Below are 16,836 nucleotides of genomic sequence, written 5' to 3' on the forward strand. Positions count from 1 at the left end.
ATATACGCGCCTCGTCACACGACGACGTTCCCCGATAGCTCAGTTGGTAGAGCAACGGACTGTTAATCCGTTTGTCGCTGGTTCGAGCCCAGCTCGGGGAGCCACTATTCCGAAAAGCCGCTAGTCCTCTGGATTAGCGGCTTTTTTCGTTTTGGTTCTTTGGGTTTAGGTTTGGCCCTAGCCTGTTGGTATGGTGCACCCTAGCCGGCTAGTAGCGGTGCCACGGCGAGGTAGGACTTCCTTCCCGAAAAACGCTACAAGCACGTCCGTGTGCGCTTGGGCTCCGCCATCCATGGCTCCGCACATTTTCGGGAAGGAAGTCCTACCCCGCCTGATTCAGCCTCTGGAGTTATCGAAACAGATTACGCTGCGCCAGTGCACCCTATGCTTACAACTCCAACATCGATAACCACAGCTATCAATAAAAATCGCCTAACAGCGATATCTGAAAGTTCAAACCGGTGCGGTGGTGGCTCCCTCCCAAAAATGTGCGGAGCCATGGATGGCGGAGCCCAAGCGTACATGGATGTACTAGAAGCGTTTTTTGGGAGGGAGCCACCACCGCACCGAAGCACCATACTATCAGGCTAGAAAAGAATCAGACCAAGAACCAAAGTTAAAGGCCAACCACCTCAGAGTGAATAGCCTCCAACGCAGCCAGAGGATCAGCAGCCTGCGTAATCGGACGGCCGATGACCAGGTAGTCGGAACCGGCTTTGAGGGCATCTGTAGGCGTCATGATGCGTTGCTGGTCGCCCTTGTCGGCAGACAGCGGACGGATGCCCGGGGTGACCAACTTGAAATCCTTGCCTTGCTCCGCTTTCAACGCCGGCGCTTCCTGTGCGGAGCAGACGACGCCGTCCAGGCCGCAGTTGCGGGTCAGAGTTGCCAGGCGGGATACCTGGGCTTCCGGGGAATCCGTGATACCGATACCGGCAAGATCCTCCGGCCCCATGCTGGTCAGCACAGTAACGGCAATCAGCAGTGGCCGATCCTTGCCGAAGCTTTCCAGGCGGTCGCGGCAAGCGGTCATCATTTTCTCACCGCCGGAGGCATGTACGTTCACCATCCAGACACCCAGATCCGCCGCGGCCGCTACGGCTGCGGACGTTGTGTTCGGGATATCGTGAAACTTCAGATCCAGGAAAACGTCGAAGCCGCGGTTCTGCAGGTCACGAACCAGAGCCGGCCCTGAACGGGTAAACAGCTCCTTGCCGACTTTAAGGCGACACTTCGCAGGGTCCAGTTGATCAACCATAGCCAACGCGGGCTGATCGGAGGGGAAATCCAGGGCAACGATGATTCGGGGATTATCGGGGGTTTGCACGGTCAGTTTCCTGCAGAATGTCGTGTTTTCGGGTTACTCAGCTTCCACGCCCTGTATTGGGCGAACGGTTTCCCACTGCTTGCAGCTGGGGCACAGCCAATGCAATTGCTGACCGGAGAAACCGCAGTTTACACATCGGTATACCGGGCGGTTGGCGAGTATCAAGTGGCCGATGCGGCTGACCAGACGGCCTTCGTCCGTCGTCATGCCTTTTTCATAGCCCGCCAGTTCCACCAGGCGCAGCAGACCGCGGACGCTGGGGCGGACTTCCAGTTCCCGGCGCAGTAACTCGATTGCAGCCATGCGGCCGGAGGTTCGCTCTACGGCTTCAACCAGCGCCAGCAGCAAGCTCGTGCTCGGCCAGGCTTCGTAGAACTTGCCAAGTTTTTTGACCAGACGCCCAACATCGCCGTGTTCGCGCTCAAGCTTCATCAGCCGGTCCACAGCTTCTGAGCCGAATTCAGGGTTCTGATCGAAGACTTTCAGGCTCTGGCTGGCCGCGTCCCGGTAGCTGCCCTGGCGAATGAGCAACTTCATCATGATAAACGTGGCCCGGACACAGGAACGATCGTACTCCAGTGCTTCCTTGGACAGCTTCTGAGCCATCCAGCGGTCGTCGTGCTTGAGGGCATCCTCAGCCTGCTCGCAGGTTATATAGGCCAGCATTTTGTACATGCGGGCATCGTGGTCGCCGGTCGTCAATGTACGGGCGACCTGCCCTGCTTTACCCCATTCCTTTTCCTGCTGGTACAGCTCGATCAATTGCAATGAAGACTTACGGCCGTACTCCCTGTCGCCCATCAGTTGATGAAGCAACGCTTCTGCCCTGTCCAGAAGGCCTGCGTTCAGGTAATCAATGGCCAGTTCGTAGGTGACCTGTTGAGAGTAACGCGGCGGCAGTTCCGGACGGGCAAGGAGGTTCTGGTGAATCAGAATGGCCCGGTCGGTCTCGCCCTTGTGGCGGAAATGGGCGCCGATAGAGAGGTGCAGGCCCACCGTTTCCTTATTCACAGCCAGAGACTGAACGAAGTTCTCAACCGCCTGATCGGAATAGTTGGTGAACAGAAATTGCAGACGATCCTTAACGGATTCCTCATCGGAGATCGGCGTTTTGGAGCGCTCCCTAGTGCTGCCCATTCGCCCCACAAACCAGCCAGCGGCCACCGCAACCGTTAACAGCAGCCATTGAAGCACTATATCCATTAAAGCGTCCGGTCGTTCTGGGCCCTGGATTTCTCCAATGCCTGCTCGGTACGAGCAAGTCGTTTTTCGAGGTTACGGCGGGAAACCGATGTGCGAACGGTTGCAAGCATGGTAATCAGAACTCCGATCAAAGCGCCGATCACAAAAGACAGGATAATCCAGACGGCAACACCGTGAGGCTGAGTCTCAAAGAGCAGGAAATTAAGGGAGACTGCCATCTGATTATTCAGGGAGAAAACAAGTGCTACCAGAACCAGAAACAATACCAGCAGAATGAGAAGGACCTTCTGAAATCCGGCCATAGTCGCAATGCTCCACACGGACCTGGTTGTTTACCTCAGGACCTGGTTAACGTCTTTCCCCAAGAGGGTAATCAGAAGCCTTTTTTAAGGCTATCGTTTACCTGCTCACGCAACTCCTTGCCTGGCTTGAAGTGCGGAACAAATTTGGCCGGTAATTGCACGGCTTCGCCGGTTTTCGGGTTACGCCCGGTTCTGGCTGCGCGATGGTGTAATGAAAAGCTACCAAAACCCCGGATCTCGATTCGCTGGCCATCCGCCAGTGATTGGGACATGTGTTCAATAATCGTTTTCACAGCCAGTTCCACATCCTTCACTGAAAGCTGCGTCTGCTTGGACGCAATCAGCTCTACCAGTTCAGACTTCGTCATTGGGCTCATCCCTCTTCACATTATTATCGGATAGCCGGTTACCAGCTCCTTGCCTCTAGTTTAGCCAAACCAGAAAAAAACACAAAAAAAACGGGCTCTTAGAGCCCGTTTTTTTCATACCAACCGGAAATGTTATTCCTTGTTGGCGTTTTGCTGCTGCATCTGCTCCTTGATGAGATCACCGATGGTCGTCGCACCAGAGGAAGATTCAGCCGCTTTGGCGCGAACACCTTCCAGCGCCTGCTTGTCATCTTCAACGTCCTTGGACTTCACAGACAGGTTGATAACGCGGTTCTTGCGGTCGATGCTGATGATCTTCGCTTCAACTTCGTCGCCTTCGTTCAGCGCGTTGCGTGCGTCTTCAACACGGTCACGGCTGATTTCAGAGGCTTTCAGTACAGCTTCAACTTCGTCGTTCAGGGTGATGGTAGCGGCTTTTGCGTCAACCGCAGATACCGTGCCCTTCACGATGGAGCCCTTGTCGTTCAGCTGTACAAACTCGGCGAACGGATCGCTTTCCAGCTGCTTGATGCCCAGGGAGATGCGCTCACGCTCGGGATCAACAGACAGGATAACGGTTTCAACTTCGTCGCCCTTCTTGTATTCACGGACGGCTTCTTCGCCAGTCTCGTTCCAGCTGATGTCTGACAGGTGAACCAGACCATCGATGCCGCCGTCCAGGCCGATGAAGATACCAAAGTCAGTGATTGACTTGATCTTGCCGGAGATACGGTCGCCTTTGTTGAACTTGCTGGAGAAATCTTCCCACGGGTTAGCAACACACTGCTTGATACCCAGGGAGATACGACGACGCTCTTCGTCGATGTCCAGAATCATCACGCCCACTTCGTCGCCAACCTGAACGACTTTGGACGGATGGATGTTCTTGTTGGTCCAGTCCATTTCGGACACGTGAACCAGGCCTTCAACGCCTTCTTCCAGCTCAGCGAAGCAGCCGTAGTCGGTCAGGTTGGTTACACGTGCAGTAACCTTGGTACCTTCCGGATAACGACCCTTGATATCGACCCAGGGATCTTCGCCCAGCTGCTTCAGACCCAGTGATACGCGGTTGCGCTCACGGTCAAACTTCAGAACCTTGACGTTGATCTCGTCACCGACATTGACGATTTCGCTCGGATGCTTGATGCGCTTCCAGGCCATATCGGTAATGTGCAGCAGGCCGTCAACACCGCCCAGATCTACGAACGCGCCGTAGTCGGTCAGGTTCTTGACGATACCCTTGATTTCCAGACCTTCGGTCAGGGTTTCGAGCAGAGCTTCACGCTCAGCACTGTTTTCAGCTTCCAGAACGGCGCGGCGGGAAACAACCACGTTATTACGCTTCTGGTCGAGCTTGATAACCTTGAATTCGAGTTCTTTGTTCTCCAGGTGCGCGGTATCGCGAACCGGGCGAACATCTACCAGCGAACCAGGCAGGAAGGCACGGATGCCGGCCAGATCGACGGTGAAACCACCCTTGACCTTACCATTGATAACACCCTTAACCACTTCCTCAGCTTCGAAGGACTTCTCAAGTACCTTCCAGGCTTCTGCGCGCTTGGCTTTCTCACGGGACAGACGGGTTTCACCGAAGCCGTCTTCCACAGCGTCGAGAGCTACGTCAACAACGTCGCCGATAGCAACTTCCAACTCGCCTTTTTCATTGAGGAACTGGGAGGCGGGGATAACACCTTCGGACTTCAGTCCGGCGTTAACGGTGACCCAGTCGTTATCGACGTCTACAACGGTTCCCTGGACGATGGAACCTGGTTGCATGTCAATTTCTTTTAGGCTTTCTTCAAAAAGATCCGCAAAGCTCTCGCTCATTATGTGTCCTATGTGATCAACGCAAGTTTACTCCGTGCTACCAGCAACACGGTCTGTTAGTTTCAATCCGGATCCAGCCAGTGGCTGGCCGATAACGCCGAATCCGGAATTTCAACAACAAAAAGGTGTAGTCAGGCCTGACCTGCTGCGGCCATAACCCTGACTAGCACCTCTTCTATACTCAACCCCGTCGAATCAATGACTTGCGCATCGTCTGCAGGCTTGAGCGGGGCGGCGGCGCGGTTCATATCCCGCTCATCGCGCACCCGTATCTCCTTTAAAAGGGCGTCAATATTAACATCGACCCCTGCGTCCTTCAACTGGCTGTAGCGTCTTTGCGCACGCTCTTCGGCACTGGCTGTCAGGAAGATCTTCACTGGCGCGTCCGGGAACACCACCGTTCCCATGTCACGACCGTCCGCGACCAGCCCGGGAGGCTTCTGGAAATCACGCTGGCGCTGCAGTAGCGCGTCGCGCACAGGCTGCATGACAGCCACCTTCGAGGCATTGTCGCCACAGGTCTCTGTACGTATATCTGCGGTGACGTCAACACCGGCCATCAGTACCTTTGCCGGCTCACCTGGTGGGGTTGGCTCAAACGCCACATCGAGGCTGGCGGCGACTTTTACCAGAGACGGCTCATCATCCAGGGACACGCCCTGCCGCTCCGCAGCCAATGCCGTGAGGCGATACAGCGCGCCACTGTCCAACAGGTGCCACCCCAACCGGCGGGCGAGCATCTGGGTAATGGTGCCTTTACCGGAACCGCCAGGGCCGTCCACGGTAATAACCGGTGCCTTGCTTTCAGCCATTACTCAGCCCCTTCGGCGGCGATATTGATGCCAGTCTGCTTTGCCAACTCCACAAAGCCCGGGAATGAGGTGGACACGTTGGCGCAATCGGTCACCTCGATATCCCCTTCAGCCCGCAGGGAGGCGACGGAGAACGCCATAGCTATGCGGTGATCCCCGTGGCTATTCACGGTTCCAGCGGTCATCGTCTGACCACCATCAATGACAATACCGTCTGGAGTCACGGTGGTTTCCACTCCAAGCGCGGTCAGGCCGTCTGCCATCACCTGGATGCGATCACTTTCCTTGACGCGAAGCTCTTCGGCGCCGCGCAGAACCGTTCTGCCCTCAGCGCAGACTGCGGCAATAAACAGCACGGGGAATTCGTCGATTGCCAGCGGAACCTGATCCTCAGGGATATCGATACCCTTGAGTTCGGCGGAACGAACGCGAAGATCAGCGACCGGCTCCCCGCCAATCACACGCTCTTCGAGGACTTCTATATTAGCCCCCATCATGCGCAGGATGTTAATCACGCCGACTCTCGTCGGGTTCATGCCAACGTGGCGGATGGTCAAGTCGGAATCCGGGGCAATACTCGCCGCAACGAGGAAAAACGCTGACGAAGAGATATCCGCCGGTACGTCTATGGCGGTGGCGGTCAACGAACCGCCACCGGTCACGCTGGCCGTCGCGGTATCGCGATGCACGTGATAGCCAAAGCCTTCCAACATGCGCTCAGTATGATCCCGGGTAGGAGCTGGCTCGGTAACGGAGGTTACGCCCTCGGCATAGAGACCGGCGAGTAACAGGCAGGATTTAACCTGGGCGCTGGCCACCGGCATCTCATAATGAATGCCGGTTAGCGCGTGCCCACCCCGGATTTTCAAAGGCGGCCGCCCGCCCTCGGCAGTGTCAATCACCGCACCCATTGCTCGCAACGGATCTGCCACACGCCCCATGGGACGCTTGGAGAGGCTTTCGTCGCCGGTGAGCTCGGAGTCAAACGGCTGCGCGGCCAGCAAGCCCGAGAACAGGCGCATGGCAGTACCGGAATTGCCCAGGTACAAAGGGCCGCGCGGCGCCTGGAGACCATTGATACCGACGCCGTGAATGCGGACAAACCCCGCGTCCGGCCCTTCAATGGTCACCCCCATGTCGCGGAACGCCTGCAAGGTTGCCAGGCTGTCCTCGCCTTCAAGGAAGCCTTTCACTTCCGTGATACCGTCGGCAAGAGCACCCAGCATGATGGATCGGTGGGAAATGGATTTGTCGCCCGGCACGCGTATCTCGCCGGAAATCCGGCCGCCGGGTTGAAGACGGAACGTTACCTGTTTCTGACTGTTGTTTGTCACGTAAGCCTGTCCTGAAAGCATCTTGGAAAAATGTTCCCGCGCCGCCTTGGCGCGACTGAAAACCCGCAACAGAGTTGCACTGTCCTGATCGGCGATGGCGGTACGAAGCTGATCCAGATCGTGGGTAAAATGATCAATGACCCGCAACACCGCATCCCGGTTGGAAAGAAAGATATCGTGCCACATCACCGGGTCGCTGGCTGCAATTCGGGTGAAGTCCCGGAAACCGCCCGCTGCGTAGCGGAAAATATCCAGATTTTCGTCCTCGCCTGCCAGGGTATCCACCAGTGAGAAAGCAATAAGATGAGGAAGATGACTGGTGGCTGCCAGCACCTCGTCGTGATAGGCCACAGACATGGTCAGAACCGTCGCACCACAGCCTTCCCACAATGCCCTGAGCTTCTCCAGGTCGGGCTGACCAACGTTCTCCGCCGGCGTGAGTATAACCTTGTGATTGGCAAACAACTCAGGGTTGGCCGCGCGGATGCCGCTTTTTTCAGAACCGGCGATGGGGTGGCCGGGTATCACTTTCGCGGGCAGGTCGCCAAACACCTCTCGCACATCGTTGACGAAACTCGACTTGGTGCTGCCGACGTCCGTCAACACGGCGTTTTCGCCAAGATGGGGCCTGATTTCCGCCAGCACTGCCCGCGTTGCCTTAACCGGTACCGCCAGCACCACAAGGTCGCTGCCGGCCACAGCCTCAGCAACCGACCCGGCAGCTTCATCAATAACGCCTAATTCCGTGCCAAGCGCCAATTCGTCCGCGCGCTTGTCAGCGCCCACAACGGTAACCGCGAGGCCATTGTCGCGGATCGCTTTGGCCAGAGAACCACCAATCAGCCCAAGACCAATAACAGCAACACGCTGGAACAGTGGCTGAATCTCGGACACGTTACTCTCCCCGTCCGCTGGACGTATCCAGTGCACGGGCCAAAGCTTCGATAAACCGTGCATTTTCTTCGGGCAAGCCAATCGACACCCGCAGATGCCTGGGTAGGCCGTAGCCGCCGATCGGCCTGACAATCACACCCTGCTCCAGTAGCGACTGATTGATGTCAGCCGCCTGATCGCCCACATCCACAGCAATAAAGTTGCCGGCAGACGGAATGTATTCCAGCCCCATGTCGTTAAAAGCGGACTCGAGCTGTTTCATCCCGGCTGCATTCACTTCACAGGAGCGCCGCAGATAGTCTTCATCGCTCAACACAGCCGTCGCCGCTACCAGAGCCAGAGAGTCTACATTAAAAGGCTTACGTACACGATTGATAACATTGGCAATGTCCGGCGAGCTAACACTGTAGCCAGCTCGCAGCGATGCCAACCCCCAAGCCTTGGAGAATGTCCTGGTAACGATCAGGTTCGGATAGCGCTTGAGCAACGACAGGCCATCCACATAGCCCTCCCCCTGAAGGTATTCACAGTAGGCTTCATCCAGAACCACCAGAACCCTGGGGGGAATACGGGCCAGAAACGACTCGATCGCCTCAGCGCCATGAACCGTGCCCGTGGGGTTGTTGGGGTTGGCCACAAACACCAGCGCGGTGCGATCTGTTATCGCCTCCACCATGGCGTCGAGGTCATGGCCATAGTCCCTGGCGGGCACCGACACACCTTTGGCGCCGATCGCCTGGGTAACAAGCGGGTATACCGCAAAAGCATATTGGGAAAACACGACTTCCGAAGAGGCATCTGCAAAGCACCGTGTGATCACCTCCAGGACATCGTTGGAACCGTTGCCAAGGGTAATCTGAGCGGGCGCCACGCCGTATCGGGCCGACAATGCCTGCTTGAGATCAAACCCATTGCCATCGGGATAGCGACAGAGCTCGTCCAGGGCTCCCTTCACCGCCGCCAGCGCCTTTGGGCTGGGCCCAAGAGGGTTTTCGTTGCTGGCCAGCTTGATGATGTTGTCGGGCTTCAGGCCCAACTCCCTGGCCAGCTCATCAATGGGCTTGCCCGGCTGGTAGGGGGATAGCGCCTGCACGCCTTTGACCGCCAGACTTTGGTAATCAATCGACATTTCGACCTTCCTCAGTCATTTGCGTTTCTGTCACAGGACCCCAATAGGATAGGACCCCAGGCGCTTCAACTCGACCGCCTCTTCATCGATCTCTGACAGCACCTTGCTGACCTGCGCATCTTCCACATGGCCCTCAAAATCGATGTAGAACACGTAGGCCCAGGTGCCGCTGGGCGATGGGCGGGTTTCGATACGGGTCAGGCTCAGACCATGTTTGTGGAACGGCTCAAGCAATTGATACAACGCACCAGGCTTGTTGCGCATGGACACCAGAATGGACGACTTATCGTTACCACTGGCCGGCACTTCCTCACGGCCGATGATCAGGAAACGGGTGGTGTTGTCCGGACGGTCTTCGATACTGGTCGCCAGCATTTCCAGGCCGTAAAGTTCCGCTGCCATGTCTCCTGCGATCGCGGCTGTGCCCGGCTCTTCCGCTGCGCGCCTCGCGGCTTCGGCATTACTACTGACCGTGACCCGCTCAATACCGTAACGATGGGTATCCAGCCACTGCCGGCACTGGGCGAACGACTGCTGATGGGAATAAATGCGGACAATGTCCTGCCCCTGGTGCTTTGGCGACACCATCAGGTGGTGGTGTATCCGCAACTGCACTTCGCCGCAGATCTTCAGCGGCGAGGACATGAACATATCAAGGGTATGGTTGATCATACCTTCCGTGGAATTTTCCACCGGGACCACACCATAGTGGGCCGCGCCGGATTCCACTTCACGGAACACTGCATCGATGGCGGGCAAAGGCACGCTGACCACGGAGTGCCCAAAATGCTTGAGCGCCGCCGCCTGGGTAAAGGTGCCAATCGGCCCGAGGAAAGCGATGTGCATCGGCTTTTCCAGTGCCAGGCACGCGGACATGATCTCCCGGAACAGTCGGGCCATCTCCTCGCCGGACAGCGGGCCGGGATTGCTCTCCTTTATACGCCTCAAAACCTGGGCTTCACGTTCCGGACGGTAGAAGAATACATCCTCACCCGGGTTGGCTTCCATCTTCACGCGAGCCACTTCCTGGGCGCATTCCGCGCGTTTGCTGATCAGGTCCATGATTTCCTGATCCAGGCGATCAATATCGACCCTCAACTGCCCGAGACGGGCCTGCTCATCGCTCATGATCAGCCCCGCTCCTTCGCAAACACGGTCATGTAATCAATCAACGCATCGACACCGGCTTCTGGCATGGCGTTGTAGACGCTGGCCCGCATGCCACCCACGGAGCGATGGCCCTTGAGGTTCAGCAACCCTCTCTCATTCGCACCTTTCAGGAAAGTACTGTTGAGCGCGTCATCTGCAAGGGTGAACGGTATATTCATCCAGGATCGGAAGCGCGGGGATATCGGGTTGGCGTAGAAGTCGTTCTCATCAATAAAACCATACAGTTTGCTGGCTTTACGACGATTGACCTCACCCATAGCCGTAACACCGCCCTGCTCTTTCAGCCATTTGAATACCAGGCCTGCGAGGTACCAGGAGTATGTCGCCGGCGTGTTGTACATGGAGTCATTATCCGCAATGACCTGATAGTTCATCATCGTCGGCGTGATCTTGAGCGCCTTGCCCAACAGATCCTTGCGAATGATCACGACCACCAGGCCGGATGGACCGATGTTCTTCTGGGCCCCGGCGTAGATCAGGCCAAATTTCGAGATGTCCAGCGGGCGTGACAGCATGGTGGACGACATATCCGCCACCAACGGCACGGAACCGCTCTCCGGCACGAAGTTGAACTCCAATCCGCCGATGGTTTCATTAGGCGTGTAATGCAGGTAAGCCGCATCGGTGCTCGTAGTCCAGCTATCCTGATCGGGAATGCTGGCAAAGCCACTCGATTCGCTGCTTGCCACGACATTAACCTGACCATAACGGCTGGCCTCGGCGATGGCTTTCTTCGACCAGATACCCGTGTTCACGTAGTCCGCAGACGTCTTGTCGCCCAACAGGTTCAGTGGAATGGTCGAGAACTGGCTGGACGCACCACCCTGCATGAAGAGTACGGCGTAATCATCTGAAACGCCGGCCAATTCCCGAAGGTCTTTCTCGGCAGTTTCGGCGATTTCCACGAACTCGTCACTGCGATGGCTCATCTCCATCACGGACATGCCGGTGCCGCGCCAATCCAGCATCTCTTCCCGTGCCTGTCGCAAAACAGGCTCCGGCAAGGTTGCCGGGCCTGCACAAAAATTATACGCCCTGCTCATCACTTCCTTCCTCACCGTCGACCTCTTCGGCATCGGTTTCGGCAATACGCTCAACACCCACGAGGCGTTCGTCTTCCTGGCTCAGTTTGATCAGGCGAACACCCTGGGTGTTCCGGCTCAGAACCGATACTTCGTCGGTGCGGGTACGCACAAGCGTGCCTTTGTCCGAGATCAGCATCATTTCGTCGCCTTCAAACAGCTGCAACGCCGTGACCAGGTTGCCGTTACGCTCGGAACACTGCATGGCGATAACGCCCTGGCTGCCCCGGCTGTAGGTCGGGAACTCGTCGAAGGTGGTGCGCTTACCGTAGCCGTTCTCACTGGCCGTCAGCAGAACCGCGTTTTCCTGCGGAATGATCAGTGACACAACATGATGTCCTTCCGGCATTCTGATACCGCGCACACCGCGAGCCGTACGGCTCATCGGACGTACCGCTTCCTCGTTGAAGCGAACGGCCTTGCCCGCCGAGGAGAACAGCATGACTTCCGCATCACCCTTGGTGATGGCCGTACCAATCAGGGTGTCACCCTCGTCAAGCGACAGAGCAATCAGACCATTGCTGCGCGGACGGGAGAAATTCGGCAACGGCGTTTTCTTGACCACACCCGCCGAAGTGGCCATCAGCACGTACTGGTCTTCCGGATAGTCACGAACCGGCAGGAAGGTGGTAATACGCTCCCCTTCTTCCAACGGCAGGATGTTGACCATCGGACGACCGCGGGACGCGCGGCTGGCCCGGGGAATCTCGAACACCCGCAACCAGTACACCTTGCCCCGGTTGGAGAAGCACAGAATGGTGTCGTGGGAGTTCGCTACCAGCAGTTTCTCGACGAAATCTTCGTCTTTCATGGACGTAGCGGCCTTGCCGCGACCACCACGGCGCTGGGCCTGATAATCTTCGACGGCCTGAGTCTTGGCATAACCACCGTGAGAGATGGTGACCACCAGATCTTCCTCGTCGATCAGATCGGCGATGGTCAGGTCACGCTTGGAGCTGGTGATTTCGGTCAGACGGGTATCGCCAAACTCGGTCACCACCGCTTCCAGTTCTTCACGGATAACCTGCATCAGGCGGTCCGGATCGCCCAGAATTTCCAGCAGGTCGGCAATCTTCTCGAGAATGTCCTTGTACTCATTCTGGAGCTTTTCGGTCTCAAGACCGGTCAGGCGGTGCAGGCGCAGGTCCAGGATCGCCTGAGCCTGTTCTGGCGACAGGTGATAAAGGCCGTTGCGCAGGCCAAAGATCTCCGGCAGATCATCGGGGCGGCATGCGTCTTCGCCCGCCCGCTCAAGCATCGCCAGAACGTCACCCGGTGCCCAGCCCTGAGCCATCAGCTTCTCTTTCGCCTCGGCCGCAGCCGGAGACGCCTTGATCAGCGCGATGATTTCATCGATGTTCGCCAGAGCAACCGTGAGGCCTTCCAGGATATGGCCACGTTCGCGGGCTTTACGCAGTTCGTAAATGGTACGACGGGTAACCACTTCGCGGCGATGCCGGACAAATGCGTCCAGCATTTCCTTGAGGTTGAGGATTTTCGGCTCGCCGTTGATCAGGGCGACCATGTTGATGCCGAAAACCGTCTGCAACTGAGTGTGGGCAAAGAGGTTATTAATGACCACGTCCGGGTTTTCACCGCGACGCAGCTCAATCACTACCCGGATACCTTCCTTGTTGGACTCGTCCCGCAGCTCGGAGATGCCTTCCAGTCGCTTCTCTTTTACCAGCTCTGCAATTTTCTCGATCAGCCGCGCTTTGTTCAGCTGGTACGGCAGCTCGGTAATAATGATGGCGTCGCGGTTGGTTTTCTTGTCGTGCTCGATTTCATGGCGGGCACGGATGTAGATGCGCCCACGGCCGGTGCGGTAGGCCTCAACAATGCCGGCGCGACCATTAATGATGCCCTGGGTGGGAAAGTCCGGCCCCGGAATATGCTCCATCAGGTCGTCGATGGTCATATCCGGATTATCAATCAATGCCAGGCAGCCGTTCACAATTTCCGTCAGGTTATGGGGCGGAATATTGGTGGCCATACCCACGGCAATGCCTGAGGAACCGTTTACCAGCAGGTTGGGAATCCGAGTGGGCAGTACGTCCGGAATCTGTTCGGTGCCATCATAGTTGGCCACGAAATCCACAGTTTCCTTGTCCAGATCCGCCAGCAGGGAGTGGGCAATCTTCTCCATGCGGATCTCGGTGTAACGCATGGCAGCCGCGTTGTCGCCGTCGATGGAACCAAAGTTACCCTGACCATCCACCAGCGGGTAGCGCAGGGAAAACGGCTGGGCCATACGAACAATGGTGTCGTAAACGGCCGAGTCACCATGGGGGTGATACTTACCGATGACGTCACCCACCACACGGGCGGATTTCTTGTAGGCCTTGTTCCAGTCGTTGTTGAGTTCGGACATGGCAAACAGTACGCGGCGATGCACCGGCTTGAGGCCGTCGCGCACGTCTGGAAGTGCCCGCCCCACGATGACGCTCATGGCGTAATCGAGATAGGACTGTTTGAGCTCGTCTTCAATATTTACCGGCAGGATCTCTTTGGCTAACTCACCCATCGAGAAAGGTTCCTTTGCATTTGCTGGAAGTCGTTTCAGGGCCGTTCAGAGCGCCCCATAGTTATTCTTTAACAAGCGGCCAATACTACCACATTCAACCCCTTAGCGGGGGATATGGCGGTGGCCGTCAGTCAAAAACCACAGTCTTGTTTTCGTAGGTAATCACACGGTCTTCAATGTGTGCCCGCAAGCCCCGTGACAGCACGTTTTTCTCCACATCCTTGCCCAGCCGAACCATGTCTTCAATGGAATCGCTGTGGCTGATGCGGACCACGTCCTGCTCGATGATGGGGCCTTCGTCCAGATCCTGGGTCACGTAGTGGCAGGTGGCGCCAATCAGCTTCACACCCCGGCTGTAGGCCTGGTGGTATGGGCGGGCACCCGCAAACGACGGCAGGAAGCTGTGATGAATGTTGATCACCTTGCCCGGGTACTTCTCGCACAGACTACCGGGCAGGATCTGCATATACCGGGCCAAAACAACCACATCGGCTTCATAGCCTTCTATCAGGCCATCCACTTCACCGAAAGCCTCGTCGCGGTTGTTCTGGTTCACCGGAATATGGTGATAGGGTATCTCATGCCACTCCACCATGCGCCGGAGGTCTTCATGATTGGAAATAACCGCCACGATTTCGGCATTGATCTCGCGGCTGTGCCAGCGATGGAGCAGATCCGCCACGCAATGGGATTCCTTGCTGCACATCAGGATCACTTTCTTGGGCTGGGCCGAATCAGCAATGTGCCAGTTCATATTGAACTCGCGGGCAATCGGCTCAAAGGCCGTGCGGAACTGGTCCAGGCCGAAAGGGATCGAGCTGGCCTTGATCTCATGCCGCATGAAGAACCACCCGGTCTGGGTGTCGGAGTGGTGGCTCGCCTCTGTAATCCAGCCATTATAGGTCGACAGAAAGTTACTGACCTTGGCAACAATCCCCACCCGATCCGGGCAGGAAATCACAAGACGATAGGTATGCTCCATGGAAGCCTTTCCTTAATCTGATCCGGGATCACGGGCGCGCAATTTCACACCCTTAAAAATGACCGGCTATGATAGCTTATCTGAGCACCAGAAACGAGGCACAGAAACATGGATAGACACCCCCTACAGGCAGGTGCCCGAAAAGCCGTCGCAGGCCGCTCACTGGCCGCGAGAATGATGATCGCCCTGGCGCTACTCTTACCTCTACAGCCGGTAACTGCAGAGGCCATTCTAGAGGGAGAGCGCCACCACCCGGTGCAGGCCAGGAACGGCATGGTGGCTACCAGCCACACCCTGGCCACCGAAGTTGCGTTGAACGTGCTGAAGAACGGCGGCAATGCGATGGATGCCGCCGTTACTGCCGGATTCGCCCTGGCGGTCACCCAGCCGCGCTCCGGCAACATCGGTGGCGGCGGGTTTATGCTCTACGCACCGGGCAACGGTGAAGCGGTGGAGGCCATCGACTATCGGGAGAAAGCACCGGCCGCTGCCACCGAAACCATGTTCCAGGACGACGATGGTAACGTGGTCGAGAATCGCAGCCGTTTCACCCACAAGGCATCCGGTGTGCCCGGCACCGTCGCCGGCCTGGCGATGGCCCTTGAACGCCACGGCACGCTGTCGCTGGAACAGGCCCTGGCCCCGGCGATCAAGCTCGCGCGGGAAGGCTTTATTGTACCCGCACGCTTCACCGAGGGCCTGGAACAGGCGCGGGAACGACTGCAGCGCTGGCCGGCAACTCTCGCAACCTTCTATAAAGAGGATGGCTCTCCGTGGCAGCCAGGCGAGCGATTTCGGCAACCGGAGCTTGCCGACACCCTTCAGCGCATTGCCGATCAAGGCATCGATGGCTTCTATCAGGGCAAAACCGCGCAACTCATCGTAGAGGAAATGGAACGAAACGACGGCCTGATCACACTTCAGGACCTGAAGAACTACCAGCCCCGGGTCCGCCAGCCGGTTCATGGCACCTACCGCGGCCACGACATTTATTCCATGTCACCACCCTCTTCCGGCGGCACCCACATCGTGCAGATCCTTAACCTTCTTGAGGGATACCCGCTCGGCGACTTTGGCCACAATTCCGCCGCCAGCATTCACCACATGGCCGAAGCCATGAAGCTCGCCTACGCTGACCGCGCGGAATACCTCGGAGATACTGACTTTGTGGAGGTGCCGCTAAAGGGCCTGACCAGCAAGGCCTATGCCGAAACGTTGCGTAAAACCATTGATCCGGCCAAAGCCAGGCCGTCGACCGAGATCAGTGCCGGTAACCCTGGGGCCTATGAAAGCCCGGAAACCACCCACTTCTCCGTTGTCGACCGCTGGGGCAACGCGGTTTCCAATACTTACACCATTAATTTCAGCTACGGGTCCGGCATCACCGTTGGCGGGGCGGGTTTCCTGTTGAACAATGAAATGGACGACTTCAGTGCCAAACCCGGCGAACCCAACGCCTATGGACTGATCGGTGGCGAAGCCAACAAGGTGGAGCCCGGCAAGCGTATGCTGAGTTCCATGTCGCCGACGATTGTCAGGCGTGATGGTCGTAACTATCTGGTTACGGGAAGCCCCGGCGGCTCCCGAATTATCACGACAACCTTGCAGGTGCTGCTGAATGTGATTGATCATGGCATGAACATTCAGTCTGCGGTGAGTGCCCCAAGGATTCACCACCAATGGTTGCCAGACGAGATCCGCATTGAACAGGGCATCAGCCCGGATACCGTGAGGCTGCTGGAGGAAAAGGGGCACAAGGTGGTGACAAAAAGTGCCATGGGCGCCATCCAGAGCATACTGATCGATACTGAAGGAACCCTCTACGGCGGTGCAGACCCGCGCCGCAGCACATCTTCAGCCATGGGCTATTGAGGGGCACACA

13 protein-coding genes and 1 tRNA gene are annotated in these 16,836 nt (G+C 57.1%); 2 read left to right on the top strand and 12 right to left on the bottom strand.

Annotated elements, in window-relative coordinates; all coding sequences use genetic code 11:
- The first annotated feature begins 28 nt into the window (after positions 1-28).
- Positions 29-104, top strand: a tRNA-Asn gene (locus SIC19_RS01115).
- 512 nt (positions 105-616) lie between these two features.
- Here SIC19_RS01115 and pyrF read toward each other — a convergent pair.
- From pyrF to purU, 12 genes are all read right to left on the bottom strand, one after another.
- On the bottom strand, positions 617-1,327 hold the full coding sequence (gene pyrF / locus SIC19_RS01120; RefSeq protein WP_127401009.1) for an orotidine-5'-phosphate decarboxylase: 711 nt from the start codon (positions 1,325-1,327) through the stop codon (positions 617-619).
- Between the two features lie 33 nt (positions 1,328-1,360).
- Positions 1,361-2,530, bottom strand: a complete 1,170-nt coding sequence (lapB, locus tag SIC19_RS01125; protein WP_036208447.1) for a lipopolysaccharide assembly protein LapB — start codon at positions 2,528-2,530, stop codon at positions 1,361-1,363.
- A complete protein-coding gene (locus SIC19_RS01130; protein ID WP_007154690.1) occupies positions 2,530-2,832 on the bottom strand; it encodes a LapA family protein in 303 nt (100 codons plus the stop codon). The genes lapB and SIC19_RS01130 overlap by 1 nt, the downstream gene beginning before the upstream one ends.
- 71 nt (positions 2,833-2,903) lie before the next feature.
- Positions 2,904-3,200, bottom strand: coding sequence for an integration host factor subunit beta (locus tag SIC19_RS01135; RefSeq protein ID WP_007154691.1), 297 nt, complete (start codon positions 3,198-3,200; stop codon positions 2,904-2,906).
- 132 nt (positions 3,201-3,332) lie between these two features.
- Complete coding sequence (gene rpsA, locus SIC19_RS01140) at positions 3,333-5,027, bottom strand: 30S ribosomal protein S1 (protein WP_007154692.1); 1,695 nt, start codon at positions 5,025-5,027, stop codon at positions 3,333-3,335.
- A 131-nt stretch (positions 5,028-5,158) separates the two neighbouring features.
- Positions 5,159-5,839: a (d)CMP kinase gene (gene cmk / locus SIC19_RS01145; RefSeq protein WP_126812967.1), complete on the bottom strand. Its 681-nt coding sequence runs from the start codon at positions 5,837-5,839 to the stop codon at positions 5,159-5,161.
- A complete protein-coding gene (locus tag SIC19_RS01150; protein ID WP_127401007.1) occupies positions 5,839-8,067 on the bottom strand; it encodes a bifunctional prephenate dehydrogenase/3-phosphoshikimate 1-carboxyvinyltransferase in 2,229 nt (742 codons plus the stop codon). Before SIC19_RS01150 ends, cmk begins: the two co-directional genes overlap by 1 nt.
- A 1-nt stretch (position 8,068) precedes the next feature.
- Positions 8,069-9,196 (bottom strand): histidinol-phosphate transaminase, encoded by a 1,128-nt coding sequence (hisC, locus tag SIC19_RS01155; RefSeq protein ID WP_412535562.1) that lies wholly within the window; start codon positions 9,194-9,196, stop codon positions 8,069-8,071.
- Between the two features lie 30 nt (positions 9,197-9,226).
- Positions 9,227-10,324 (bottom strand): prephenate dehydratase, encoded by a 1,098-nt coding sequence (gene pheA / locus SIC19_RS01160; RefSeq protein WP_075196914.1) that lies wholly within the window; start codon positions 10,322-10,324, stop codon positions 9,227-9,229.
- A gap of 2 nt (positions 10,325-10,326) precedes the next feature.
- On the bottom strand, positions 10,327-11,409 hold the full coding sequence (serC, locus tag SIC19_RS01165) for a 3-phosphoserine/phosphohydroxythreonine transaminase (protein WP_127401003.1): 1,083 nt from the start codon (positions 11,407-11,409) through the stop codon (positions 10,327-10,329).
- Entirely contained in the window at positions 11,393-13,972 is a 2,580-nt protein-coding gene (gene gyrA / locus SIC19_RS01170; RefSeq protein WP_036208563.1) for a DNA gyrase subunit A, read from the bottom strand. Before gyrA ends, serC begins: the two co-directional genes overlap by 17 nt.
- Before the next feature lie 127 nt (positions 13,973-14,099).
- Positions 14,100-14,954 carry a formyltetrahydrofolate deformylase gene (gene purU, locus SIC19_RS01175; protein WP_075196917.1) on the bottom strand — a complete coding sequence of 285 codons (855 nt, stop codon included), beginning with the start codon at positions 14,952-14,954 and terminating at the stop codon, positions 14,100-14,102.
- A gap of 174 nt (positions 14,955-15,128) precedes the next feature.
- On the opposite strand from purU, the gene ggt reads away from it, so the two are divergent.
- Positions 15,129-16,826, top strand: coding sequence for a gamma-glutamyltransferase (gene ggt / locus SIC19_RS01180; RefSeq protein ID WP_185906483.1), 1,698 nt, complete (start codon positions 15,129-15,131; stop codon positions 16,824-16,826).
- Positions 16,827-16,836 lie beyond the last annotated feature (10 nt).

Source organism: Marinobacter sp. MIT930201, assembly GCF_047122665.1.
GTDB lineage: Bacteria > Pseudomonadota > Gammaproteobacteria > Pseudomonadales > Oleiphilaceae > Marinobacter > Marinobacter salarius.

What these genes read in the sequence shown, in the direction of transcription:
- lapB (WP_036208447.1), bottom strand. Translation starts at nt 2,530, where the DNA reads ATGGATATAGTGCTTCAATGGCTGCTGTTAACGGTTGCGGTGGCCGCT.
- SIC19_RS01130 (WP_007154690.1), bottom strand. Translation starts at nt 2,832, where the DNA reads ATGGCCGGATTTCAGAAGGTCCTTCTCATTCTGCTGGTATTGTTTCTG.
- SIC19_RS01135 (WP_007154691.1), bottom strand. Translation starts at nt 3,200, where the DNA reads ATGACGAAGTCTGAACTGGTAGAGCTGATTGCGTCCAAGCAGACGCAG.
- rpsA (WP_007154692.1), bottom strand. Translation starts at nt 5,027, where the DNA reads ATGAGCGAGAGCTTTGCGGATCTTTTTGAAGAAAGCCTAAAAGAAATT.
- cmk (WP_126812967.1), bottom strand. Translation starts at nt 5,839, where the DNA reads ATGGCTGAAAGCAAGGCACCGGTTATTACCGTGGACGGCCCTGGCGGT.
- hisC (WP_412535562.1), bottom strand. Translation starts at nt 9,196, where the DNA reads ATGTCGATTGATTACCAAAGTCTGGCGGTCAAAGGCGTGCAGGCGCTA.
- pheA (WP_075196914.1), bottom strand. Translation starts at nt 10,324, where the DNA reads ATGAGCGATGAGCAGGCCCGTCTCGGGCAGTTGAGGGTCGATATTGAT.
- serC (WP_127401003.1), bottom strand. Translation starts at nt 11,409, where the DNA reads ATGAGCAGGGCGTATAATTTTTGTGCAGGCCCGGCAACCTTGCCGGAG.
- gyrA (WP_036208563.1), bottom strand. Translation starts at nt 13,972, where the DNA reads ATGGGTGAGTTAGCCAAAGAGATCCTGCCGGTAAATATTGAAGACGAG.
- purU (WP_075196917.1), bottom strand. Translation starts at nt 14,954, where the DNA reads ATGGAGCATACCTATCGTCTTGTGATTTCCTGCCCGGATCGGGTGGGG.
- ggt (WP_185906483.1), top strand. Translation starts at nt 15,129, where the DNA reads ATGATGATCGCCCTGGCGCTACTCTTACCTCTACAGCCGGTAACTGCA.